This window comes from Idiomarina aquatica, assembly GCF_003987185.1.
GTDB classification, from domain to species: domain Bacteria; phylum Pseudomonadota; class Gammaproteobacteria; order Enterobacterales; family Alteromonadaceae; genus Idiomarina; species Idiomarina aquatica.
This window is the reverse complement of record NZ_PIPS01000005.1, coordinates 33006-56503: the sequence shown is the minus strand read 5'-3', so window position 1 is coordinate 56503 and position 23498 is coordinate 33006. Positions and strand designations below refer to the sequence as shown.

At 50.6% G+C, this 23498-nt stretch carries 18 protein-coding genes, 8 tRNA genes and 1 pseudogene; 16 read left to right on the top strand and 11 right to left on the bottom strand.

Features of this window, described 5'->3' with window-relative positions; all coding sequences use genetic code 11:
- Positions 1 to 2: 2 nt before the first annotated feature.
- Genes rsxC through rsxA form a run of 3 tightly spaced genes read right to left on the bottom strand, consistent with a single transcriptional unit; the run spans position 3 to position 2806 of the window.
- On the bottom strand, positions 3 to 1631 hold the full coding sequence (gene rsxC, locus CWE23_RS12740; RefSeq protein WP_126820448.1) for an electron transport complex subunit RsxC: 1629 nt from the start codon (positions 1629 to 1631) through the stop codon (positions 3 to 5).
- A gap of 9 nt (positions 1632 to 1640) precedes the next feature.
- The gene (gene rsxB / locus CWE23_RS12735; protein WP_105306863.1) at positions 1641 to 2225 is read right to left on the bottom strand and encodes an electron transport complex subunit RsxB; all 585 of its coding nucleotides are present in this window, start codon (positions 2223 to 2225) and stop codon (positions 1641 to 1643) included.
- Entirely contained in the window at positions 2222 to 2806 is a 585-nt protein-coding gene (gene rsxA / locus CWE23_RS12730) for an electron transport complex subunit RsxA (protein ID WP_126820447.1), read from the bottom strand. The genes rsxB and rsxA overlap by 4 nt, the downstream gene beginning before the upstream one ends.
- 185 nt (positions 2807 to 2991) lie before the next feature.
- Here rsxA and CWE23_RS12725 point away from each other — a divergent pair, with 185 nt between their 5' ends.
- Positions 2992 to 3540 carry a phosphatase PAP2 family protein gene (locus CWE23_RS12725; RefSeq protein WP_126820446.1) on the top strand — a complete coding sequence of 183 codons (549 nt, stop codon included), beginning with the start codon at positions 2992 to 2994 and terminating at the stop codon, positions 3538 to 3540.
- Between the two features lie 18 nt (positions 3541 to 3558).
- Positions 3559 to 4455, top strand: a pseudogene (locus CWE23_RS12720) (glycosyltransferase family protein); the annotation flags it as partial.
- 128 nt (positions 4456 to 4583) lie between these two features.
- Here CWE23_RS12720 and CWE23_RS12715 read toward each other — a convergent pair.
- The 3 genes from CWE23_RS12715 to CWE23_RS12705 all read right to left on the bottom strand — a co-directional run bounded on the left by CWE23_RS12715 (position 4584) and on the right by CWE23_RS12705 (position 6729).
- Positions 4584 to 4660, bottom strand: a tRNA-Asn gene (locus CWE23_RS12715).
- 29 nt (positions 4661 to 4689) lie between these two features.
- A tRNA-Asn gene (locus tag CWE23_RS12710) sits at positions 4690 to 4766 on the bottom strand.
- Positions 4767 to 5535: 769 nt separating this feature from the next.
- Positions 5536 to 6729: a pyridoxal phosphate-dependent aminotransferase gene (locus CWE23_RS12705; RefSeq protein WP_126820445.1), complete on the bottom strand. Its 1194-nt coding sequence runs from the start codon at positions 6727 to 6729 to the stop codon at positions 5536 to 5538.
- A gap of 133 nt (positions 6730 to 6862) precedes the next feature.
- On the opposite strand from CWE23_RS12705, the gene CWE23_RS12700 reads away from it, so the two are divergent.
- From CWE23_RS12700 to CWE23_RS12680, 5 genes are all read left to right on the top strand, one after another.
- Positions 6863 to 8221: an MATE family efflux transporter gene (locus tag CWE23_RS12700; protein ID WP_126820444.1), complete on the top strand. Its 1359-nt coding sequence runs from the start codon at positions 6863 to 6865 to the stop codon at positions 8219 to 8221.
- Positions 8214 to 10247 (top strand): excinuclease ABC subunit UvrB, encoded by a 2034-nt coding sequence (gene uvrB / locus CWE23_RS12695; RefSeq protein WP_105306859.1) that lies wholly within the window; start codon positions 8214 to 8216, stop codon positions 10245 to 10247. Before CWE23_RS12700 ends, uvrB begins: the two co-directional genes overlap by 8 nt.
- A gap of 100 nt (positions 10248 to 10347) precedes the next feature.
- Positions 10348 to 10542: a DUF2061 domain-containing protein gene (locus tag CWE23_RS12690; RefSeq protein ID WP_105306858.1), complete on the top strand. Its 195-nt coding sequence runs from the start codon at positions 10348 to 10350 to the stop codon at positions 10540 to 10542.
- Positions 10487 to 10987, top strand: a complete 501-nt coding sequence (locus CWE23_RS12685) for a DUF2919 family protein (RefSeq protein WP_105306857.1) — start codon at positions 10487 to 10489, stop codon at positions 10985 to 10987. The genes CWE23_RS12690 and CWE23_RS12685 overlap by 56 nt, the downstream gene beginning before the upstream one ends.
- A gap of 82 nt (positions 10988 to 11069) precedes the next feature.
- Positions 11070 to 12908, top strand: a complete 1839-nt coding sequence (locus CWE23_RS12680) for a methyl-accepting chemotaxis protein (protein WP_126820443.1) — start codon at positions 11070 to 11072, stop codon at positions 12906 to 12908.
- A 40-nt stretch (positions 12909 to 12948) separates the two neighbouring features.
- On the opposite strand, the gene fghA is transcribed toward CWE23_RS12680, so the two are convergent.
- Together fghA and CWE23_RS12670 are read right to left on the bottom strand one after the other, a co-directional pair.
- Positions 12949 to 13779, bottom strand: a complete 831-nt coding sequence (gene fghA / locus CWE23_RS12675) for an S-formylglutathione hydrolase (RefSeq protein ID WP_126820442.1) — start codon at positions 13777 to 13779, stop codon at positions 12949 to 12951.
- Positions 13780 to 13790: 11 nt separating this feature from the next.
- A complete protein-coding gene (locus tag CWE23_RS12670) occupies positions 13791 to 14909 on the bottom strand; it encodes an S-(hydroxymethyl)glutathione dehydrogenase/class III alcohol dehydrogenase (RefSeq protein WP_105306855.1) in 1119 nt (372 codons plus the stop codon).
- Between the two features lie 141 nt (positions 14910 to 15050).
- Here CWE23_RS12670 and CWE23_RS12665 point away from each other — a divergent pair, with 141 nt between their 5' ends.
- A complete protein-coding gene (locus tag CWE23_RS12665) occupies positions 15051 to 15923 on the top strand; it encodes a LysR family transcriptional regulator (RefSeq protein WP_126820441.1) in 873 nt (290 codons plus the stop codon).
- Between the two features lie 8 nt (positions 15924 to 15931).
- Here CWE23_RS12665 and CWE23_RS12660 read toward each other — a convergent pair.
- Positions 15932 to 16007, bottom strand: a tRNA-Val gene (locus CWE23_RS12660).
- Between the two features lie 36 nt (positions 16008 to 16043).
- A tRNA-Val gene (locus tag CWE23_RS12655) sits at positions 16044 to 16119 on the bottom strand.
- Between the two features lie 215 nt (positions 16120 to 16334).
- Here CWE23_RS12655 and gltX point away from each other — a divergent pair.
- The 6 genes from gltX (at position 16335) to CWE23_RS12625 (ending at position 18955) form a co-directional block, all read left to right on the top strand.
- The gene (gene gltX / locus CWE23_RS12650; protein ID WP_105306854.1) at positions 16335 to 17744 is read left to right on the top strand and encodes a glutamate--tRNA ligase; all 1410 of its coding nucleotides are present in this window, start codon (positions 16335 to 16337) and stop codon (positions 17742 to 17744) included.
- Positions 17745 to 17768: 24 nt separating this feature from the next.
- Positions 17769 to 18422, top strand: a complete 654-nt coding sequence (gene can, locus CWE23_RS12645; RefSeq protein ID WP_105306853.1) for a carbonate dehydratase — start codon at positions 17769 to 17771, stop codon at positions 18420 to 18422.
- Positions 18423 to 18559: 137 nt separating this feature from the next.
- Positions 18560 to 18635 (top strand) — tRNA-Ala (locus CWE23_RS12640).
- 32 nt (positions 18636 to 18667) lie between these two features.
- Positions 18668 to 18743: transfer RNA gene (locus tag CWE23_RS12635), tRNA-Glu, on the top strand.
- Between the two features lie 32 nt (positions 18744 to 18775).
- A tRNA-Glu gene (locus CWE23_RS12630) sits at positions 18776 to 18851 on the top strand.
- A 28-nt stretch (positions 18852 to 18879) separates the two neighbouring features.
- A tRNA-Glu gene (locus CWE23_RS12625) sits at positions 18880 to 18955 on the top strand.
- Between the two features lie 705 nt (positions 18956 to 19660).
- On the opposite strand, the gene CWE23_RS12620 is transcribed toward CWE23_RS12625, so the two are convergent.
- Complete coding sequence (locus CWE23_RS12620; RefSeq protein WP_241970644.1) at positions 19661 to 20218, bottom strand: arylesterase; 558 nt, start codon at positions 20216 to 20218, stop codon at positions 19661 to 19663.
- A 75-nt stretch (positions 20219 to 20293) separates the two neighbouring features.
- On the opposite strand from CWE23_RS12620, the gene CWE23_RS12615 reads away from it, so the two are divergent.
- Positions 20294 to 20974, top strand: coding sequence for an ABC transporter ATP-binding protein (locus CWE23_RS12615; protein WP_105306852.1), 681 nt, complete (start codon positions 20294 to 20296; stop codon positions 20972 to 20974).
- Positions 20964 to 23474: an ABC transporter permease gene (locus CWE23_RS12610; protein WP_105306851.1), complete on the top strand. Its 2511-nt coding sequence runs from the start codon at positions 20964 to 20966 to the stop codon at positions 23472 to 23474. Before CWE23_RS12615 ends, CWE23_RS12610 begins: the two co-directional genes overlap by 11 nt.
- Positions 23475 to 23498 lie beyond the last annotated feature (24 nt).

The following is a 23498-nucleotide window of genomic DNA, read 5'->3' as shown; positions in this document are numbered from 1 at the left end:
GTTCAGGTGTCCTTATCACTGGATTCTTGCTGAGCGGCTTGCTGTGCCGCTTTTTTCGCTTTAGCGCGGGCAATGGCCGCGGCTACCGCGCTGGATTTATCCTGCGCTGGCTTGGTAGCGGCAGGTTGGTCTGCGGCTGGCGCAGATTGTTGTGCCTTTTCCTGTTGCATTTTTTTACGCGCTTCGGCGGCTTTACGGTGGCGTTCAAGACGCTCCTGTTTTTCCCGTTCAAGCCGTTGCTGACGGCGTTCAAAACGTTGCCGGGCCAGTTCTGCTTTGGCTTTTTCACGGGCAATGTTGCGTATCTCCGCTTTCGCTTTGCGGTAGTAATGCACCAGCGGAATTTCGCTGGGACAAACATAGGCACAGGCACCGCATTCGATACAGTCAAACAGATTATGCTGCTCAAGCGCATCGTAATCTTTGGCTTTGGCTAACCATTGCAACTGCTGCGGTTGCAGCGTAGCAGGGCAGACTTCAGCGCAGGCGCCACAGCGAATGCAGGCCATTTCCGCTTGCGCCGGCGGTAATTCCTCCAGCGTTGGTGTCAGAATGCAGTTGGTGGTTTTAATCACCGGAACAGCCGTCACCGGAAGCGTAAAGCCCATCATAGGCCCGCCCATGATAACGCGGGTTTCTTCCTCGGCCTGAAAATTACCCTGTTGCAACAGGTGGTCGATGGGGGTACCTAACAAAGCCCAGACATTACCTGGATTATGCATGCACTCACCGGTTAGGGTCACCACGCGTTCCAGCAAGGGTTCGCCGTCAATGATTGCGCGTTTTACGGCGTAGGCGGTACCGGTGTTCTGCATCAACAGACCGACATCGAGGGGCAGCTGATTGTGCGGCACTTGAGCACCGGTAAGCAGTTCGATCAATTGCTTCTCACCGCCTGAAGGGTATTTTGTCGGCACCACGCGCAAGCTAATATCGTCGATGCCGGTAATGGCATTACGCATGCTCTCGATCGCTTCCGGTTTGTTGTCTTCGATGGCTAACAAAACCTGTTCCGCATTACTGATGTATTGCAGAATCTGAATGCCGCTGACAATCTCGTCGGCCTGTTCACGCATCAGCCGGTCATCAGCGCAAATATAGGGTTCACACTCAACACCGTTAATGATGAGGTATTGGATAGGCTTTTGCGACGCCAGTTTTTGTGCCGTCGGAAAGCCGGCGCCACCGAGGCCGGCAATGCCTGCAGCCTGAATATGTTCTATGAGGGTGGCACGATCCTGTTGCCGAAAGTCCGGCAACGGCTGTTTGGGTCCCCAGCGGTCGTCACCGTCGGGCGTGATCACTATCGCCATTTCCGGTAACCCCGATGCATGGGCCGTCGGACGTTCTTCAATGGCGCTGACGGTGCCGGAGGTCGGTGCGTGCAATGGCAATCCCTGGCTGAGCTTTGCTTCGGTCAGTTGCTGTCCTTTTAAGACGTTGTCGCCCACCTTGACCAAACACTGACCGGAAGGACCGATGTGCTGACGCAGTGGTAACACCAGTTCGGCCGGTAATGGCAGGCGTCGCAGGGGTTGCTGGTTGGCCGGTGATTTGCGTTCCGGCGGGTGAATGCCGCCCGGGAATTGTCCGATCAAGCCGGCTTCGACAAATGACTTTATATCTCGCATACCGTTCCGTTACTCCACCATTTTGACCGGAATGTTATCTGCCATCGATACATTAGCTTTCACTGACTTGAGATCCCATTGCCAGGTTTCCGGCTTCGCTTTTACCGGTACCATGTCAATACAGTCAACCGGGCAGGGTTCAACACAAAGGTCGCAACCTGTGCATTCGTGTTCAATGACGGTGTGCATTTGCTTGGCCGCACCAAGAATGGCGTCGACCGGACAGGCTTGAATGCATTTGGTACAGCCAATGCATTCATCTTCCCGAATCACGGCTACTTTTTTCACGTCCTCGGTACCGTGTGCAGCGTCGAGGGGTTTTGCTTCCACGCCCATGAGATCGGCAAGTTGTTTAATGGTTGCCTCACCACCGGGTGGACACTTGTTGATGTCATCGCCATTGGCAATAGCTTCAGCGTAGGGACGGCAGCCGGGGTAGCCACATTGGCCACACTGTGTCTGCGGCAAAATCTCATCGATCTGATCGACGATGGGGTCGCTTTCGACCTTAAACTTAACCGCCGCAAAGCCTAAAATAATGCCAAAGATCAGTGCCAGAACACCGATCGCTATCAATCCCACGACAATACTCATGAACTAACCACCAAACCACTAAAGCCCATAAATGCCAGTGACATTAATCCCGCTGTTACCATGGCAATGGCAGACCCTTTAAACACCTGAGGCACATCCGCTGCTGCCAAGCGTTCGCGCAATGCAGAAAATAAAACAAGAACTAGTGAAAAACCCAACGCAGCCCCTAAACCGTAAACAATGGACTGGACAAAATTGTGTTGTTCGTTGATGTTCAGGAGAGCGACACCCAGTACCGCACAATTGGTGGTGATGAGTGGAAGAAAAATGCCCAACAGGCGATACAATGTAGGACTGGTTTTATGCACAACCATTTCGGTAAATTGCACCACAACGGCAATGACCAAGATAAAACTCAGTGTTTGCAGCGCCATCAGATCCAATGGCTCCAATAAATATTGGTTGACCAGATAACTGCAGACCGAAGCCAGGGTTAATACGAAGGTCGTGGCGGCCGACATCCCAATAGCGGTGTCGAGTTTATTAGAAACCCCCATAAACGGACACAATCCCAAAAACTTCACCAACACGAAGTTATTGACGAGTACGGTCCCAACCAATAGCAGTAGATAGTCGGTCATGGCTCCTTCCGAATGGTTAAAAAACAGTGCGTATTATCGGTGTTTTAACGCGGATAAACAACAGACAGAACGCCGCGCTACCGGGTTTTTTGTGGATTTGTCACGATTTTGTCAACAAAGTGTCGCCCTAATGCAATATCTGCCTCGCATAGTACCGTTACGAACGTGCAATTCGAGGAATCATCATGTTGATGTTATTGACGTTGCAACGTCGTGTTCATCAGTGGGATCAACGCCTGTTTTTTCGCGTCTCACGCTGGCGAACCCGCCGCTTTGGCGCCGGTGCGTTTCGACTGTTATCAGCAACCGGCGATGGCTACTGGTATGGGATATTGGCACTGGTCATTACGCTGTCGCTGCAATTGAGCTGGCAGTACTTTCTGACGCTGGCCTTAGCGTTCGCGATTGAGCGCCCGTTGTATTGGGTACTGAAAAACAGTTTTAAACGCGACCGTCCCTCAGCCCATGCACTACCGGTAAAGGCATTATTCAATGCCCACGACCGCTTTAGCTTTCCTTCCGGACACACCTGCGCCGCGTTTGTCTTTGTAACGGTCAGTGCGCTCCATTTTCCCGACGCTGCGCCATTGTTATGGATATGGGCGACCGCCATCGGCATTTCAAGGGTCGCTGTTGGCGTACATTACCCGACCGATGTTGTCGCCGGAGCCTGCCTCGGTACGGCAATTGCTGAATTCACCTTGTTCATTATCGCTACCTACCCATTGTTCTAACCAACCGACGGAGTTGCTATGCGCATCCTATTTGGCATCCAGGGAACAGGAAACGGCCATTTGAGCCGCTGCCATCGAATTGCAACCGAGCTACAAGATTTGCCGGTCGACGTTGATTATTTGATTTCCGGACGCAAGCCATCGCGGCTTTTCAGTACCGAAGTTTTTGGTCACTTCAGTCACCGTCGGGGGCTGACCTTTGCAACTGAGCGCGGACGTTTAAGGCCGATGAAAACGCTAATGAGTAATTCATTGCCACAATTCATGAGCGAAGTGCGCCAGTTGGACCTCTCGGCTTATGATCTGGTGGTTTCTGATTTTGAGCCGGTAACGGCTTGGGCAGCAAAGCTGCAGCATAAACGTTGTATTGGTTTGGGTCGGCAGTATGCGTTTCGCGAAGCGGCTCTGTATCGCCAGTTAAAACCCTGGCATCGCAGCATCATTGATTACTTTGCTCCGGCCTCAGAGTGGTTAGGTATGCATTGGCAACCTTTGGGCGATTGTTTACCGCCGGTGGTGCGTCGTCATGAGCAGGCGCCGGTATCAGAAAAGCAGATCTTGGTTTATTTACCGTTCGAGGATCTGTATCAGGTGATTGACGCCTTATTGCCCTATACCGATTACTCGTTTTCGGTATTTCATCCTGCCATTCATCGGGCAAAATATTTCGCCAGTGACCATATTATGGGGTTTCCGGGATCTCGCGAAACCTTCGCAGAGCAACTGGCGCTGGCGTCAGGAGTTATTGCCAATGCGGGCTTTGAAACCACCTGTGAGGCGTTAAATCAAGGGAAGCAATTAGCGGTTAAGCCATTAGCCGGACAATTTGAGCAAGCCTGGAATGCAAGGCTGTTAGCGCAGGATCATCGCGCACAGATTTTAACACGGATAGACGATACGGTGATTGGTGATTGGTTAGCACAAATAAATCATAAAGCTGCGCCTGCGGCATTACAGTGGAGTTATGTCGATAAAGCCGTCGCTGAGTGGCTTGCCGATGGTGCCAAGCAATCTAAACAGGATTTGTGTAATACACTTTGGAGTGGCTCCCCAGGTTGGATTCGAACCAACGACACATGGATTAACAGTCCACCGCTCTAACCAACTGAGCTACTGGGGAATCGCTATTGAGATGATGTCGGGAGTGATTGGCTCCCCAGGTTGGATTCGAACCAACGACACATGGATTAACAGTCCACCGCTCTAACCAACTGAGCTACTGGGGAACAACTCTCAACGGCTGCGAATATTAAAGAGGTTGGGCGGGGGTGTCAACTACTAGCAATGGATTTTTTGCTGCTTTTGGTTTGATTGGCGAATATTTCTCCGTTACTAAAGCCCAGACGTTGTTATGTCTACTTTAAGCTACAAAAAGATGGGTTTTGTATCGTAGCCTCTATTAATCCGATTAATAGACAATGTCAATGTTCTGTCACAAAGCTGACTATGATCATGATCATATAGGCTGTTGGATGTTTATTATCCACAGTTCGCTGAATCCTTTGTCAGCAATAGCCTACAGGATCTTATCCACGGATTCTGTGGATAACCCTGTGTTTAACTCTGTGAAAGAGTATGTTTGATGCGGGATGCAGCGATAATTTTGGTCTGGTTAGATTTTGGCTTAATTAAAATATATGCTTGTAAAACAATTAGTTAGATTATTTTTCTGGAATTCGCTATTGACAACTCGCGGACTCCGGCTAGATAGCATGAAGTTTCAGCAACTTGTGTATTTCTTATAAAAACTGTTGTTTTTCTAACCGCTGATTATGCCATTAGGAGCGTCGTATAAATGCGATGGGCGGGTGCTGAAGGAAGCGTTAACGAAAACGAAACGATGAAAATAAATTGTTAAATTGTAATAAAAATGTCGCAAGAAAACGGCGGATAAAATGCTTCTTTTCGTCTGCGAAGCTTAAATTAAACACAAAAAAATAGGCAGTTAATCGTCTTAACTGCCTATCATGAGTATTTTATCTTGTTTTCTCAGACTTAACCGGCCTGTGCAGCGGCAAACTGACTGATCCGCTTAACCGCTTCCTGTAGCACGCTCAGGCTGGTCGCAAACGATAAACGACAGTAGCCGTCGGCACCAAAAGCTGAACCCGGTACTAATGCCACTTTCGCTTCCGTTAATAGCTTTTCACAAAGAGCAACATCGGTACTGACACCGGCTTTTGCCATCAGTTCTTCAATGTGGGCAAAGGCATAAAACGTTCCGTCACCGGCGACACAGCGAATGCCGTCAATGTCATTGAGGGCATTGACCAGATAGTCATGGCGCTTTTTAAACTCAGTGATCATGGTGTCAATACAGGATTGGTCACCGTTGAGAGCTGCTGCCGCAGCGTATTGGCTGATGCTGGTTGGGTTTGAGGTGCTCTGCGACTGAATTTTTTTCATTGCCGCAATAATGGTTTTAGGACCTGCTGCGTAGCCAATTCGCCATCCGGTCATGGCATAAGCTTTGGAAACACCCGACAAAATAACGATACGGTCTTTTAAGTCGGGCGCAACCATGGCCAGATTCGCAAAGGTGTTTTCCGGCCATAAAATGTGTTCATACATGTCGTCAGTGGCGATAAGAACGTGCGGGAAATCACGCAAGACGTCAGCTAACGCGCTTAACTCTTCTGCCGTGTAAGCTGTACCGCTCGGGTTTGAAGGGCTATTGATGAACATTAACCGTGTTTTAGGGGTAATGGCGTCGCGCAACTGCTGTGGGCTAATTTTAAAACGTTGCTCAATACCGGCACTGACAATGATTGGGTTGGCACCGACCAGTTTGGTCATGTCCGGATAAGAAACCCAGTAAGGTGCCGGGATCACGACATCATCGCCCGGGTTAAGCCAGGCGCTGAGCAAATTAAAAATGCTGTGTTTGCCGCCGGCCGAAACAATGATTTCATCAGCCTGATAAGTCAGTTGGTTGTCACGCTTAAATTTATCAATGATGGCTTGTTTCAGTTCACTGATGCCATCAACAGCAGTGTACTTAGTGTGGCCATCCTGAATCGCTTTGATGGCGGCATCTTTGATAAACTGAGGGGTATCAAAGTCCGGTTCACCCACACCAAGCCCAATCACATCATGACCCTGTTGCTTCAGTTCATTGGCTTTTTGAGTGACAGCGAGGGTCGGCGAAGGTTGGATCGAATTGACGCGATCCGACAGTTGATAATCCACGGCACATCCTTTTATCAAAGTAGGTTCGTATGAGCTCTCTATAATACGTACGCGGTCAACGAAAGTCTATCGGCATAGCCAAGAGACGGGCAGATAAGGTAGACTATAACGCTCATTTTTAGAGGAGGTATTCATGTCATCAGCCGACGCTTCACGTAGCTTAATTCATGCGCCGGTTGGAAAAACCCTATGGGAAATGACATGGCCCGTCATTTTTGGCGTGGCAACATTAATCAGCTTTAATGTTGTCGATACCTTCTTCATCAGTTTACTCGGCACCGACCCACTGGCAGCGGTCAGTTTCACCTTTCCCGTCACCTTCACGGTGGTCAGTTTAACCATTGGTTTGGGCATTGGTACCTCAGCGGTTATCGCCCGTAAATATGGCAGTGACCGACCCGCGGAGGCTCACTTTGATGCCTTCGGGGCGTTGTCCGTGTCGGCATTATTGGTGCTGATACTGGCATTCATTGGCTACCTGTTAATGGAACCGATATTCAGTTTGTTACAGGCTCATGAGCGATTGATGCCGTTGATCCGTGACTACATGTCGTTGTGGTATGCCGGCTGCGTGATGCTGGTGACACCGATGGTAGGCAACGCGGTATTGCGAGCCTCAGGAGATACCCGTACGCCCTCGATCATTATGGCTACGGGAGGACTGGCCAACGCCATTTTTGACCCCATCTTGATTTTCGGCTGGGGGCCTATCCCGGCCATGGGGGTACAGGGAGCGGCGCTTGCCAGTGTGATTTCATGGGCGAGTGGACTGCTGCTGATTTTCTGGCTGCTGAAACGTAAACAGCTGGTCGCGTTTCGTCCCGCTAATGGCCTCAGCTTTGCTGCCGCCTGGCTAAAATCAGCCCGCGAAATTTTAAAAATCGGCATGCCGGCAGCGGGTGCGAATATGCTGACGCCGCTGGCAATGTCAGTGATGACGGCAATCATTGCCGCCTATGGTGCTCCGGCGGTCGCCGCATTCGGTGTGGGGACCCGGTTAGAGTCATTGGCCAGCATCATCATTTTGGCACTTTCGATGTCGCTGCCACCACTGATCAGTCAAAACTTTGGTGCCGATAAAATTACCCGGGTTCGTTACGCCTACAACACCGCGCTAAAAGCAGTGCTGTTAATTCAGGCGGGCATTTACCTGTTGCTGGTGTTAACGGCACCCTGGATCGCCGCGGCGTTTGCTGAGGAGCAGGAAGTTGCGGAAATCGTCGAGCTGTTTATTTACATCATGCCTCTGGGGTATGGTCTGCAGGGCTGGATTATTCTAACCAACTCCAGCTTCAATGCCATTCACAAACCGATGCGGGCATTATGGCTGAGTATCATCCGCTTGTTTGTGTTTTTCGTACCACTATCGTACTTGGGCAGTCTGTTGGCCGACTTAACAGGGTTGTTCATGGGCGGCGTGCTCGCCAACCTGATCACGGCCAGCATTGCGTACTTTTGGTTCTCGCGTGAATTGAGGAGGTTTGGTGAGTAAATCATTCGAACTGGTTTCTAAATACCAACCGGCGGGTGATCAGCCCGCGGCGATCGAAAAAATTCTCGATAATCTGGACGCCGGCCTGGCTCATCAAACCTTGCTTGGGGTTACCGGTTCCGGGAAAACCTTTACCATGGCCAATGTGATCGCAAAGTCACAGCGACCCACCTTAATTCTGGCGCATAATAAAACCCTGGCGGCGCAGTTGTACGGCGAGATGAAAGAGTACTTTCCGAATAATTCGGTGGAGTACTTTGTGTCTTACTACGATTACTATCAGCCAGAAGCCTATGTACCGACAACCGATACGTTCATCGAAAAAGATGCATCGATAAATGACCATATCGAGCAAATGCGATTATCCGCCACCAAAGCCCTTATGGAGCGACGAGACGTGGTGCTGGTGGCGTCGGTTTCCGCCATTTATGGTTTGGGTGACCCTGAGTCTTATATGAAAATGATGCTGCACCTGCGACGCGGTGACATCATTGATCAACGAGATATTCTGCGGCGTCTGGCGCAACTGCAATACAAACGAAACGATGCTGCGTTCGAGCGCGCTACTTATCGGGTGCGTGGGGAAGTGATTGATATTTTCCCGGCAGAATCAGAAGCCATGGCAGTGCGGGTTGAACTGTTTGACAACGAAATCGACCGTATCAGTTATTTTGAACCATTAACCGGCAAAGTCACCGATGCCGATGTTGCGCGAACCACGATTTATCCTAAGACGCACTATGTAACACCGCGCGAAGTATTGGTGGATGCCATTGAGCACATAAAGGAAGAGCTGAAGGGACGGCGCGAGTTTTTGATCAAACAAAATAAATTGATTGAGGAACAGCGAATTGCTCAGCGCACACAGTTTGATATCGAGATGATGCTCGAACTCGGCTACTGTTCGGGAATTGAGAACTACTCTCGCTATCTGTCACGGCGTGCGCCCGGTGAGCCGCCGCCGACGCTGATGGATTACCTACCCGATGATGCCTTGTTGATCATCGACGAGTCGCACGTCACCGTTTCCCAGGTGGGGGCCATGTATAAGGGCGACCGTTCGCGCAAGGAGAATTTGGTAGAATACGGTTTCCGGCTACCTTCGGCGCTGGACAACCGGCCGCTAAAGTTTGATGAATTTGAAGCCATTGCACCGCAAACGCTGTATGTCTCGGCAACACCGGGTAAATACGAGCTTGAACGCAGTAGCGGTGAGGTGGTTGAGCAGGTGGTGCGTCCGACCGGACTGGTCGATCCGATTATCGAAGTACGCCCGGTAGCGACTCAGGTCGATGATTTAATGTCCGAAGTACGGATTCGGGTCGAGAAAGGCGAGCGGGTGCTGGCCACCACGCTAACCAAGAAAATGGCGGAAGATTTGAGTGATTACCTCGATGAGCACGGCATTAAGGTACGCTACCTGCATTCCGACATCGATACCGTGGAACGGATGGAAATCATTCGTGACTTGCGGTTAGGGGAGTTTGATGTGCTGGTTGGTATTAACTTGCTACGGGAAGGTCTGGATATGCCGGAGGTATCACTGGTGGCAATCCTTGATGCCGATAAGGAAGGCTTCCTGCGTTCTGATCGTTCGTTAATTCAGACCATTGGCCGGGCGGCCCGTAACGTGAACGGCCGTGCCATTTTGTACGCAGATCGGATTACCGGCTCGATGCAACGGGCCATCGAAGAAACCGATCGGCGCCGTACTAAGCAAATCGAATTTAACCAACAACACGGCATTACGCCAAAAGGACTGAATAAATCCATTACTGACGTTATGGATCTCGGTCAGGGGCCGGCGCGCCAGAAGAAATCGAAATCCTCGAGCGCCATTGCGGAAGTGGCGGCGGGCTATGATCCGCGGGTGACGGTGGTTAAAGACACCAAGGCATTGATGAAAGAGCTCGAGGCGAAAGAGAAGGCGATGTACGAAGCGGCCCAAAACCTTGAGTTTGAGAAGGCCGCGCAGCTACGCGACGAGGTCGCCAAAATGCGTGAACAACTTAAACGTGCTGTGTAAGCGTGGTAAAGCGAATAGGTTAATCGATATTTACAATTAGATATCGCTGTAATAATCGATAATATTATCTCTTAGACAGGAAGCATTAAGGGATAAGGTTATGAAAAAGACATGTTCGTTCGCAGTAATGCACTTTACCATTGCCTTTGGCGTGGTTTGGATAATGACGGGTGATGTTGTGCTTGGAGGCGCAGTAGCGCTGATTGAACCCTTAGTAAATACGGTAGGTTATTACTTCCATGAAAAGATCTGGCAACGCGACAGCGTTCGTGGAGAAGGTGCGCTATCTGGATAAAGAAGGGCGGGCAAGTATACCGCTGGTGTTGATGCTGGTGATTTTGTACCAAATGCGCGGTTACGTTGCCGGTATCATTTCACTTACCTTCTCGGAAGACCGTACGCGGTTGTTAAACTTGTTTTACAGCAATGCCGAGCAGTTTGGCCTGATGCTACTGGTCGGTTTGCCGTCGCTACTGGTGTTGCTGGCCAGTGCTTTTGCCGCGGAAGACGACCGTAACTGGGGCAACCGGGTTATGGCAATCGCACAGCCTTTGCTGTTATTTTCGCTGTTCCTGGATGCCTTTTTGATCGCTTGGCTGTTCATTGAGCATCAAGGCCATTTCTCGTTTGGGCGCGCGGGTATCATCATGGGTTGGTTTATTTCGCTCTGGTATTTGCTCAAATCGAGACACTGGCGTTTCTACCGTAACCATTTGGCAACGCGTGAAAAAATGGTGTGATCATTTAACAAAATTGATCATTGTTTGAACACTCAAAACTGTCTATTATTCCGCCAGTTTTGTAAAGAGAGTCCCCCCTACGATGTCGATTAGAAGTAAACTGCTATTGGTCGGCGGCGCTACCAGCCTCGCCTTTATTGCTCTGTTGTTATTAATGATGTTATTTCAGTCCCGGGTTGGTGAATTGCATCAGGCTAATGCGTTACGGCAGGAAGTGAATACCAACCTGCTTGAGTTACGCAGTGCGGAAAAAAACTTTTTGATGCGCAAAGATCGCTCAGAACAAGAGCGCTTGAATAACGTCGCAGCGAAGGTTGAACAGCAGCTTGAGCAGTTGCAACTGCTGCTGGGTTCAGCCAGTGGGGCTACCCTTATTAATAGTCTGAAGCGTGATATTGACGGGTATCAGCGAGCCTTTAATCAGCTGATAACAGCCTTTGAACAGCGCGGCCTGGATGAAAACCAAGGTGCTTATGGCGCGTTACGCAAGGCAACTCATGAGTTGGAACGGGAAGTCGCCGCAAACGGTCAGGACAACGCGTTGATTACGCTGTTGCAAATCCGCCGTAGTGAGAAAGATTTTATGTTGCGGTTTGATAACAAGTACCCGCTCAAGGTGGAAGCGTTACTGCAACAGTTAAGCCAGCAATTGGGTTCTGACAGAAGCTTGCAGAAACGCGTTAACGATTATCGTACGGAATTTAATCGTTATGTGGATTTGAGTAAAAGCATCGGACTAACCGAGAACGAGGGTGCGAAAGCTAAGTTGCGTCAGGCCGCTGCAAATATTGAGCACGATCTGATTGAACTGGATAAAGAAGTCGATGACCGTCTGGCCAAGCGTCGGGCACAGATGAATTGGGTACCCGCAACCTTGTTTATTGTTGTTGGCTGTATGGTGATGGGCTTGTTGATCTGGGTTATCCGTTCGATTAACAAGCCACTTCAGCAACTGAGAACTGACATGAGAAAGGTAAGAAGTAAACACGACCTTACCTTGCGTTCAAGTAAATACCGGGACGATGAATTCGGTGAGCTGGTAGATAGCTTTAACGAGTTGTTGGGGTATTTTCAGGGAGTGATACAGCACATTAATCGTTCAGTGGATCGAGTGAATGAATTGACCGCGAGCGTAAATGATACCGTGGCACACACCTCTTCCAGTCTGGAAAACCAGTCGCTGGAAGTCGACCAGGTGGCGACGGCTATGAACGAAATGGGCACCACCGCGCATGGTATAGCAAATGATGCGGAAGAAACGGCCAATCAAGTCAATGAACTTTCGACTCGCGCGCAAAGTGGCCGGACATCCGTGCAAATTGGTGTCGAAAAAGTCCGCTCCTTATCAGAGCGGTTGAGAGGCAGTGTTAATGAAGCCAACATTTTGGCGGAGCGAAGTGGCGCAATCGGACAAATTGTTACGGTTATCAATGCCATCGCAGAGCAAACCAATCTGCTGGCGCTGAATGCTGCGATTGAAGCGGCTCGTGCCGGTGAACAAGGACGCGGTTTTGCGGTGGTCGCCGATGAAGTAAGAACGCTGGCATCGAAAACGCAGCAGTCGATTGCCGAGATTGAATCCATCACCAAACAGCTGGATCAACAGACGGATATCATTGTTTCGACCTTAAAAGACTGCAACGAGCTTGGCGAAGAAAGCGCACAGCACTCTGATGAATCCGATCAATTGTTCAAATTAATCCATCAGGAACTGATGAACATTAATGATCGATCGGCCTCGATTGCTACGGCGGTCGAAGAACAATCGGCCGTGGTCGATGAAACCGCAGAAAACGTCACCCGTGTTCGAGATGCGGGTATAGAGGCTGCTAATGATGCCAAGCTAAATGCCGAAGCCATGCAGCAAGTCACGGCACAAACGCAGAAGTTACACGAGGCGGTGATGAAATTCCGGATTTGAGTGATGGCGGCAAAGCGCCATCACTCTGGTAAACACACCACTAAAGATACTGCGCATGGAAGCGCAACTGCGCTTCAATAAAGCTCGAGATAAAATAGTAGCTGTGGTCATAGCCTTCGTGTAAATGAATTTCAGCGTCGCCATTGACCTCAGCGATAGCCGCCTGTAGCGCCTGTGGTTTTAGCTGTTCATCAAGAAAACCGTCCGCCAGCCCTTGGTCGACGCGGATAGGTAAGGGTTGGCCATGGGCTTTAATCAGTTCCACGGCATCGTATTGCGCCCATTCTTGGCGATCGTCACCCAAATAGTTGCTGAAGGCTTTCTCACCCCAGGGACAATCCGTCGGGTGGGTGATCGGAGAAAAGGCCGAAATACTGCGATACCGCTGTGGGTTTCGTAATCCAATCACCAATGCGCCGTGGCCGCCCATAGAGTGCCCGGCAATGGCACGGCGGTCAGTTATCGGCAGCTCCCGCTCGACCAGTTCAGGTAGCTCACTGACGATATAGTCATACATTTGATAATGTTGTGACCAGGGCGTTTGTGTTGCGTTGACATAAAAGCCGGCACCTTTGCCAAAGTCATAGGCGGCTTCCGGATCATCCGGGACGTCATCCCCACGGGGGCTGGTGTCCGGCATTATCAATGCGATGCCGAGCTCATTGGCGACGCGCTGAGCGCCGGCTTTGGTGGCAAAGTTTTCATCGGTGCAGGTTAGTCCCGACAGAAAATAAACGGCTGGTACGGGCTGCTGTGTTGCCGCTTCAGGCAGATAAACACTGAACTGCATAACGCAGTTCAGTGTTTTAGCATCGTGCTCAAAGCGGATCTGGCGACCGCCGAAGCAGCGCACATCACTCACTTTTTTCATGCTCGACTCCATTAGTAATGAATCACCGAACGAATGGATTTTCCTTCATGCATCAACTCGAACGCTTTGTTGATGTCTTCCAGCGGCATGGTATGGGTGATAAAAGTATCCAAGTCAAATTTACCGTCCATATACTGCTGTACATAATCAGGTAACTCGCTGCGGCCTTTCACGCCACCAAAGGCACTCCCACGCCAAACGCGTCCGGTAACCAGTTGGAAGGGGCGAGTGCTGATTTCTTCGCCGGCACCGGCCACACCAATAATGACCGATTCCCCCCAGCCTTTATGACAGCACTCCAGTGCCGCTCGCATCACGTCGACGTTGCCGATACATTCAAAGGAGAAGTCGACACCGCCATCGGTCATCTCGACAATCACTTCCTGGATCGGCTTATCGTATTGGCTTGGATTGACAAAGTCAGTCGCTCCGAGCTGTTTGGCAATCTCGAACTTATCTTCGTTAACATCAACGGCAATAATGCGAGAGGCACCAGCTTGTACGGCACCAATGATGACCGCCAGACCAATGCCGCCGAGACCAAATACCGCAACAGTATCGCCTTGTTGTACTTTAGCGGTGTTTTTGACGGCGCCTAGGCCGGTTGTTACCCCACAGCCGAGCAAGCAAACTTTTTCCAGCGGTGCTTGCTTAGGAATTTTCGCCAACGAAATTTCCGGTAACACGGTATACTCAGAAAACGTTGAGGTACCCATGTAGTGATAAATGGTTTCGCCGTCCTTAGAAAAACGTGACGTCCCATCGGGCATCAGGCCTTTACCCTGAGTCGCACGGACAGCCTGGCAAAGGTTGGTCTTACCGGACGTACAGAACTTACACTCACCGCACTCGGCGGTATAAAGAGGAATAACATGGTCACCTACCTGTAACGAGGTTACTCCCTCACCTACGGCTTCAACAATACCGCCACCTTCATGACCCAGCACCGCCGGAAAAATACCTTCTGGATCCTTCCCTGACAGAGTATAGGCATCGGTATGGCAAACGCCGGTGGCGACAATTCGAACCCGCACTTCACCTTTTTCGGGAGGCGCAACGTCAATAATTTCTTCTTTTAGCGGTTCGCCCGGTCCCCAGGCGACCATTGCTCTTGATTTGATGGTTTCCATAACTTACTCCCGTGTCAATGAGGCTTGTTAGCCTTGTGTCGTTTATACGCATAACAATAGCGAAAGTTTAACTTTTTCTGATTTAAAGGTAATCTTGGTTTTATACAAATAACTTTTGCATTAATGAAAAAGGATTGGCGCGTGAAAGAATGGCAAGGGATCAGTGAATTTGTGGCCACGGCCGAAACTAACAGCTTTTCCGCGGCGTCGCAGCGTCTGGGTCTGTCGGTGGCGCAAGTCAGTCGCAACATTGCCGCCCTCGAAAGTCGGCTCAAAATGCAGTTGTTGTATCGTTCCACCCGCAGTGTCAGTTTAACCGAAGAGGGCAAGTTGTACCTGCCGCACTGTCAGCACTTGGTTGCGGCTCTGCGCGAAGCAAACCAGTTAATTCAGCAACGCAATGAGCAACCGCAGGGGCTGATAAGAGTCACCGCACCGGTTTACTTTGGTGAACAAATTATTGCACCGTTGCTCAACGATTTTATGCAGCAATACGATGACTTGCGGCTGGATTTGAATTTAACCAATGACACGGTCGATTTGGTGGAAGGCAGTTATGACCTGGCGATTCGGCTGGGCCATTTAGGCAACCCCAGGTTACGCGCCCGGCGACTGGGTAGCCGGCGTCATTTTGTGGTCGGTGCTGACAGCTATTTTCAGCGCTTTGGGATGCCGTTACAACTGGAAGACTTGTCACAACACCGTTGTTTTACCGGTACGGTAAGACAGTGGCGTTTTATGGTTAATGGCAAAGCACAAGCGCTGACCCCGGTCAGTCATATTCATTGTAATAACGGTATTGCCTTGCGAGACGCGGCGCTCAAAGGATTAGGTCTGGCCATGTTACCCGATTACTATGTCCAGGATGCATTGGCAACTGGTCAGTTACAGGAAGTGCTGGCCGATTATCGACAGCCCGACGACGGCATTTGGGCGCTGTACCCGGAAAGCCGGCAACAGATACCTAAAGTTAGGGTGCTGATTGACTATCTCGTTGATAACTTGCAAAGGTAAAAAAGAAATGGTGGTTGCTACTGGGCTCGAACCAGTGACCCTCGCCTTGTAAGGGCGATGCTCTCCCAACTGAGCTAAGCAACCACTCTAAAGGGTTACAACGAATGGGGATGAAGTGAGTGGTGGTTGCTACTGGGCTCGAACCAGTGACCCTCGCCTTGTAAGGGCGATGCTCTCCCAACTGAGCTAAGCAACCATCTTCACTGTGACACTTCTGCGTCGTTGCGAGGTGGCATTATAGGGAGCTGAACAAAACTGTCAAACAAAATTTTGAAAGTTTTGTTTAAGTGCTGATAATTTAATCGTTTTTGCGATTGTCTGCTGTTCGGCAGATGCTTTAGCCGCCAGTTCTTGCTAAACTTCGCGGCAATTATTGTCTTTTCTGAACGAATCAATTCAAAGGAAGTTAGCATGAGTGTGGTAACGCGTTTCGCGCCCAGCCCGACTGGGTATTTACACGTTGGTGGTGCTCGTACCGCCTTGTATTCTTGGTTAGTCGCCAAGGCACAAGGAGGTGAATTTGTATTACGCATTGAAGACACCGACCGTGAGCGTTCAACGCAGCCGGCTATTGATGCCATTTTAGAAGGAATGCAGTGGCTGGGTCTGAATTGGGACAAAGGTCCTTACTATCAGACTCAACGTTTCGATCGTTATAAAGAATTGATCGATCAGTTGCTTGCCGAAGATAAAGCCTATAAATGTTATTGCTCCACAGAACGTCTGGAAAAAATGCGCGAAGAGCAAATGGCCGCCGGACAAAAACCGCGTTACGACGGCCATTGCCGTGATAATCCGAATGTCAGTGGTGACAAATACGTGGTGCGTTTTCGTAATCCGCAACAAGGCAGCGTAGTATTTGATGATCACATTCGCGGTCGCATCGAGTTTTCTAACCAAGAGCTGGATGACTTGATTATTGCCCGTTCTGACGGTACGCCAACCTACAACTTCTGCGTTGTTGTGGACGACTGGGATATGGGCATTACCCATGTTGTTCGCGGCGAAGATCACATTAACAACACACCGCGTCAGATTAATATCCTGAAAGCGCTCGGTGCACCGGTACCCGAATATGCACACGTGTCGATGATCTTAGGCGACGACGGCAAGAAATTGTCCAAACGCCACGGTGCCGTCAGCGTCATGCAGTATCGTGATGATGGCTATCTGCCGGAGGCGGTGATCAATTATCTGGCGCGCTTGGGTTGGTCACATGGCGACCAGGAAATTTTCAGTGTTGAAGAACTGATCCAATATTTTAAGTTGGACGACGTTAATAAAGCGGCGTCAGCGTTCAACACCGAAAAACTAAACTGGCTGAATCAGCATTACATGAAAACCCTGCCAGCAGAGCAGATTGCGCCGCAGTTGCAATGGCAGTTTGATCAACTCGGCATTGATACTCGCAATGGTCCAGCGCTGGAAAAAGTGATTGGCCTGCAGGCTGACCGTGTTAAGACGTTAAAAGAGATGGCGGATATCAGCCGTTATTTCTACCAGGCCGTGACCGAGTTTGAAGAAAAGGCCGCGAAAAAACATCTACGCCCGGTTGCTAAAGAGCCGTTGCAAAAAGCCAGAGAACTGCTGGCCGCTGTCAGCGACTGGAATGCCGCCAATATCCAGGCCGCGATTAACCAGACCGCAGAAGTGCTTGAAGTGGGTATGGGCAAAGTGGGTATGCCATTACGGGTAGCCGCAACCGGAGGAGGTAACTCTCCGTCGTTAGATGTGACCCTGGAACTTATACCCCAACAGAGTGTATTGCAGCGTATCGACCTTGCTTTACAATTTATCTCTGAACGTGAAGCAAACAGCTAAGCTGTAGCGGCTAACCGAGGTCACATGCCAACCATAAAACATTTAATTGACAACAACCGTGAATGGGCTCGACAGCAAGTCGAGCGCGATCCCGAGTTTTTCCAGCGACTGGTGGGTCAACAGTCGCCGGAATACCTTTGGATCGGATGTTCTGACAGCCGCGTGCCGGCGAATCAAATCGTTGGTATGGATCCCGGTGAGTTGTTTGTGCACCGTAATGTTGCGAATCAGGTGATACAAACCGACTTTAACTGCTTGTCGGTTATTCAGTTTGCGATCGAAGCGTTAAAAGTGAAGCACGTACTGGTCGTCGGTCATTACGGCTGCGGCGGGGTAAAAGCAGCAATCGAATCCAAACCTCACGGTTTAGTCGACCACTGGCTTTATCCTATCCGTGATATTTACCGTGAACATGCGGTGGAGCTCGAAGCGCTGGATGAACAGGCTCAGATTGATCGTCTGTGCGAATTGAACGTGATTGAACAGGTCAAAAACCTGGCCAAAACAAATATGGTGCAGGAAGCCTGGGACCGCGGTCAGGAACTGAATATCCACGGCTGGGTATATCGCCTTGATAATGGATTAGTGAATGACATGAACGTTTCTGTTGCAAGCCGCGAAGGTTTGGAACAGGTCTATCATGTTTACCATAAAAACCTGCCAAAGGGCGTTCGTTAAGCAATTTGAACGTTAATTGTGCAGATTGCGATATTTTTCATCAAACAGATGGTTTTTTTCAAAAAACAGTTGACACATTAACGCCCCTCGCAATAGAATGCGCCCCGCTGTCAGGGCAGTTTTGCTGCCAAGGTAGAGGGGCTATAGCTCAGCTGGGAGAGCGCTTGCATGGCATGCAAGAGGTCAGCGGTTCGATCCCGCTTAGCTCCACCAAACCTACTGCGACAGTATTGTGAATGAACTGCGTCCCCTTCGTCTAGAGGCCTAGGACACCGCCCTTTCACGGCGGTAACAGGGGTTCGAATCCCCTAGGGGACGCCACTTCATCCACAGCAGATGCAATACGAGATTGCGTCCCCTTCGTCTAGAGGCCTAGGACACCGCCCTTTCACGGCGGTAACAGGGGTTCGAATCCCCTAGGGGACGCCACTTCGTAACGCATCAAACCACAGTCCGGGTCCCCTTCGTCTAGAGGCCTAGGACACCGCCCTTTCACGGCGGTAACAGGGGTTCGAATCCCCTAGGGGACGCCACTAATTCTGCAAGTAAAAATCCTTACCCAAGCTCGCATGCCGTGAGGCGTTGTCCAAAGGACACCGCGCTCCTATTTGGCACGGCGGCAACAGGGGTTAGAATCCCCTAGGGGACGCCATACTGCACAAACCGCCATCCGGCGGTTTTTTTGTGCCCAAAATCCGTAGCTCGCGCCTTGGCGCGAGGGGGCCTGGCAGGGGATTAAATGGCTGCTCTCACAAAGTTGAGCTGAAGCAATGGTATGGGCTAATTGCTTTTGGCAGGCACCGAGGGGGCTTTAGCCAGAAACCGCTCCAAGCACATCCGTGTGGCTTGTTTCCGGCCATCCATGGCCTCCAACATTTCTGGCTAAAGCCCCCTCGATACCTACCACGCAATTAGCCCATACCATTGCATCGCTGCAATTTTTTTACCAACGCCATTTAATCCTCTGCCAAGCCTTTGTAATACGGAAACGCTCTGATAGCTTAACGAATAAAATCCATAATAGCGGTCCTTTGGTATGGGCTAGCGTCAGGATTTGCGTCCTCGTTTTCAAAGGGTGTTGGAGGCCATGGATGGCCGGAAACAAGCGTACATGGATGTACTTGCAGCGTCCCTTTGAAAACGAGGACGTAAAGCCTGATAAAGCTCGTCCGTTCCAAAGGGCCGCTATGCTGCTATGTTTGTTAAGCTATACCCAACCCTCGCGCCGAAGGCGCGAGCTACTTCGCGCGTTGCAGTAGCTCGAGTAGGTGGGGCTCGAGGAAGTCGGCTATTTTGGGTTGTGCTTCGGCGGTGGGGTGGATGCCATCGTTTTGTACGTAGTCGCTACTTTCTTCGATTAAGGGCTGCATGAAGAATGGGATCAGTGGTACGTTTTTTTCTTTTGCGATGTCCTCATACAAACCCGTGAACTGTTGTGCAAATCGTTGGCCATAGTTAGGTGGTACCATCACTTGGCTTAAGGCCACTTTAACGCCTTCTGCACGAGCTTGGTCGATAATTTGTTCCAGATTGGCGCGTACTGTGCTGAGGTTAAAGCCACGAAGTCCGTCATTGCCTCCGAGTTCGATAAATAATGCATCGGGCTTATGACGTTCGAGAATGCCTTCTAGCCGACGCAGGCCGCCGGTGGTGGTTTCGCCGCTGATGCTGGCGTTGATAATGGCATAGTCGGGGTGGCTTTGTTGCCAGCGACGTTGTAATTCAGCGACCCAGGTTTGTTGGCTGGAGAGGCCATAGCCGGCACTCAGGCTATCTCCTAATACAACCAGTGACACATTTGCTGAAACCGTACGTATAGACAGTAACAGAACGACTACAAGACTTAATTTAAAAAGGAAGTTTTTCATCATATGCTCATTCAAGCCCAACAACTGGAAAAAATCGTCGATACCTCAGAAGGTAAGCTACAGATTCTGCAGCCAATTAACGTATCAATCAACGCTGGCGAGACCGTTGCCATCGTTGGTGCGTCCGGCTCTGGTAAATCCACCTTATTGTCATTACTTGCAGGGTTGGACCTCGCAACGGCCGGAGACGTTCTCATAGAGAACGAAAAACTCAGCGAATTGGATGAAGAGCAGCGTGCAAAAGTGCGTGCGGATAAAATTGGCTTTATCTTTCAGCAGTTTTTGTTAGTCCCCAGCCTGACTGCTTTAGAAAATGTCATGTTGCCGGCGGAGCTGGCCGGGCATAAAGGTGCCGAGAAGGAGGCGCGGGAGCTGTTAGCAAAAGTGGGGCTGGCGGATCGTTGGCATCATTATCCGAATCAGCTTTCTGGTGGTGAACAGCAACGTGTGGCGATTGCCCGTGCGTTTGTTGGTCAGCCAAAAATTTTATTTGCCGATGAGCCGACCGGTAATTTGGATACCCACACGGGTGAAAAAGTCGAGCAATTGCTGTTTGACTTAAATAAAGATTATGGCACGACTCTGATCATGGTCACCCATGACAATCAACTGGCTGAGAAATGCCAGCGCGTGTTGCGTATGGACGCCGGTAAATTAACGGAGGCGACTCAGGATGTGGCATAAAATTTCGTTTCGGTTGTTAAAGCAGGAGCTGAAACGAGGTGAACTGACCATTATGGCGCTGGCCATTATTTTGTCAGTTACCGCGGTACTGTCGTTATCGTTGTTCAGTGAGCGCCTGCAGTCGGGGTTGCTTGAACGCAGCAGTGAGTTTTTGGCGGCGGATCGGGTGCTCAGTTCACGCCGTGACATTCCGCAGGAATGGTTGGATGAAGCGCAAGGTCGTGACATCCAAACGGCCTGGCGGGTGGTGTTTAATTCCATGGCGTTTGCCAATGACTCATTGCAACTGATTGATGTTAAAGCGGTTTCCGACGGTTATCCGTTGCGCGGAGAACTGCGCGTGGCGGAGCAACCGTTTGTTGAAGGGGAGGTTGCACGAGGCTTGCCTGAACCGGGTGAAGCTTGGGTCGCGTCGTCATTATTCCAGGCGCTACAGATTGAGTTGGGCGATTCCATCGAAGTGGGGAACAGCGAGTTTAAAGTTACCAAGGTGGTGACTTACGAACCCGATGTGGGCTTTTCGGTGTTTACCGACAGTCCTAATGTCATCATCCGTTACTCTCAACTGGAACAAACGGGTTTGATTCAGCCGGGTAGTCGTGTTCGTTATAACGTGCTGATGGCGGGATCGCAGCAGGCTTTGGCAGACTATGAACGTTGGCTGTTGCCGCGGCTGAATGATGATACCCACAGTTGGCGTAGTATTGAAGACGGCGATAGTCCACTGGCGCGCTCGTTAAACCGGGCGGAGCGTTTTATGATGCTGGCCAGTTTGCTCGGTGTGGTGCTGGCAGCAACGGCGGTTGCGGTTGCTGCACAGCGCTATTGTCAGCGCAATTATGATGTGGTGGCGATATTCAAAACCTTAGGTGCTAGCCGCCAGCAAATTCGCCGTATTTTTATTCTTCACTTACTGCTGCTGACCGCGCTCAGTGTCGGCATCGGAATGATCTTAGGCTGGTTGGTGCAGTCGTTTGTAATAGACTGGGTTGCCCAGCAGTTGGACGCTGAATTGCCCGGGGCAAGTTGGAAGCCTTATGCGTTAGCGGCGGCAACCGGTGTTATCAGTGCGGTGATGTTTACGCTCTATCCGTTGTTCCGGTTGGTGGAAATTCCTCCTTTACGGGTACTGCACCGGCAACTGGTGGGGGCGCAGGCGGTGCGCTGGCTGCAATGGTTGCTCAGCGGTGGCACCATCTATGCGTTATTGGTGCTCTATTCTCAACAGTGGTGGTTGTCCACTGCCTTATTTGCCGGTGGTGCTTTTGCGGCGCTGCTGCTGTTAGGGATTGGTCGTCTGTTAATCCGGGCCAGTCGTCAAGCCGGTATGCAGGCGGGCAGTGCGTGGCGTCTGGCGATGGCCGGACTGCAACGGCGCGCGGCCGCAAACAGTGTGCAGATGCTGGCGTTTTCCACGGCGATCATGTTGTTGTTGCTGGTCATTGTGCTGCGTAACGACTTGTTGGCTGACTGGCAGCGGCAATTGCCGGAGGATGCGCCGAATTACTTTGCGCTCAATATTGCCGAAGAAAAAGTGCCGGAATTGCAGGCGATGTTTGAACGGGAAAATATACGTTCAACCGACCAATACCCAATTGTGCCTGGACGAGTCACCTATCACAACGGTGAACGACTGCTGGCAGAAGTCACTAAAGAAGATCGTGAAGCGCAGCAGGAGCAAGAGCAGGGCAGGGAAGGTTTTGGCCGGGAATTGTCGATGACCTGGCGTGATACGCTGCCACCCAATAATGATATTGTGGCTGGATCCTGGTGGGGCGAGGACGCTGAACCGCAGGTGTCGGTCGAGTTGAACGCTGCTGAGCGTCTCGATATTCAGGTCGGTGACGAGCTGACGTTCAATATTGGTGGTGAGGAGTTTACGGTACCGGTTACCAGTCTCCGTGAAGCTGACTGGAGCACGTTACAGCCGAACTTTTACATGATATTCAACACAGCGACCCTGAAAGACTTTCCGGCCACTTATATCACCAGTTTCCATCTCGATGAAGAGCGCAAGGACGAGTTGTATCAGTTATTCCGGCCCTTTCCGGAAGCCTCGCTGATCGACCTGGATGCGATCATTGATCAAATCCGTGAGGTGATTGCACAGGTCAGTCTGGCGATTTTATTTGTGCTGGTGCTGGTGATTATTGCCGGCTCCTTGGTGTTGATTGCTCAAGTTCAGGCGAGTATGGATGAGCGCCAGAAAGAGTTGGTGATTCTGAGAACACTGGGAGCGCCGGGTAAATTACTGAGTCGCAGTATCACTTATGAGTTCCTGGTCTTAGGGGCCATCAGTGGCTTTATCGCCACCATTGCGATGGACATTGCGCTGTTGATTTTACAAACCCAGGCATTTGGAATGGACGCTACCTGGCACTGGCGGTTATGGCTTGTTGGACCGCTGAGCGGTGCTATTATTGTAGGTGTGTTGGGACGTTTGTCGTGCGCTCGGTTAATTCGCAGAAATACCGCGCAACTGATCCGCAAATTGGCCTAACCCGCAGTCCGCCGGCCTGGTTGT

Bases quoted from the DNA above. Each gene is read 5' to 3' on its own strand.
- CWE23_RS12690 (WP_105306858.1), top strand. From the start codon at position 10,348: ATGAAAAAGACATGTTCGTTCGCAGTAATGCACTTTACCATTGCCTTT.
- CWE23_RS12670 (WP_105306855.1), bottom strand. From the start codon at position 14,909: ATGGAAACCATCAAATCAAGAGCAATGGTCGCCTGGGGACCGGGCGAA.
- CWE23_RS12725 (WP_126820446.1), top strand. From the start codon at position 2,992: ATGTTGATGTTATTGACGTTGCAACGTCGTGTTCATCAGTGGGATCAA.
- fghA (WP_126820442.1), bottom strand. From the start codon at position 13,779: ATGAAAAAAGTGAGTGATGTGCGCTGCTTCGGCGGTCGCCAGATCCGC.
- rsxB (WP_105306863.1), bottom strand. From the start codon at position 2,225: ATGAGTATTGTCGTGGGATTGATAGCGATCGGTGTTCTGGCACTGATC.
- gltX (WP_105306854.1), top strand. From the start codon at position 16,335: ATGAGTGTGGTAACGCGTTTCGCGCCCAGCCCGACTGGGTATTTACAC.
- CWE23_RS12610 (WP_105306851.1), top strand. From the start codon at position 20,964: ATGTGGCATAAAATTTCGTTTCGGTTGTTAAAGCAGGAGCTGAAACGA.
- CWE23_RS12680 (WP_126820443.1), top strand. From the start codon at position 11,070: ATGTCGATTAGAAGTAAACTGCTATTGGTCGGCGGCGCTACCAGCCTC.
- CWE23_RS12615 (WP_105306852.1), top strand. From the start codon at position 20,294: ATGCTCATTCAAGCCCAACAACTGGAAAAAATCGTCGATACCTCAGAA.
- CWE23_RS12685 (WP_105306857.1), top strand. From the start codon at position 10,487: ATGAAAAGATCTGGCAACGCGACAGCGTTCGTGGAGAAGGTGCGCTAT.
- can (WP_105306853.1), top strand. From the start codon at position 17,769: ATGCCAACCATAAAACATTTAATTGACAACAACCGTGAATGGGCTCGA.
- rsxC (WP_126820448.1), bottom strand. From the start codon at position 1,631: ATGCGAGATATAAAGTCATTTGTCGAAGCCGGCTTGATCGGACAATTC.
- CWE23_RS12700 (WP_126820444.1), top strand. From the start codon at position 6,863: ATGTCATCAGCCGACGCTTCACGTAGCTTAATTCATGCGCCGGTTGGA.
- rsxA (WP_126820447.1), bottom strand. From the start codon at position 2,806: ATGACCGACTATCTACTGCTATTGGTTGGGACCGTACTCGTCAATAAC.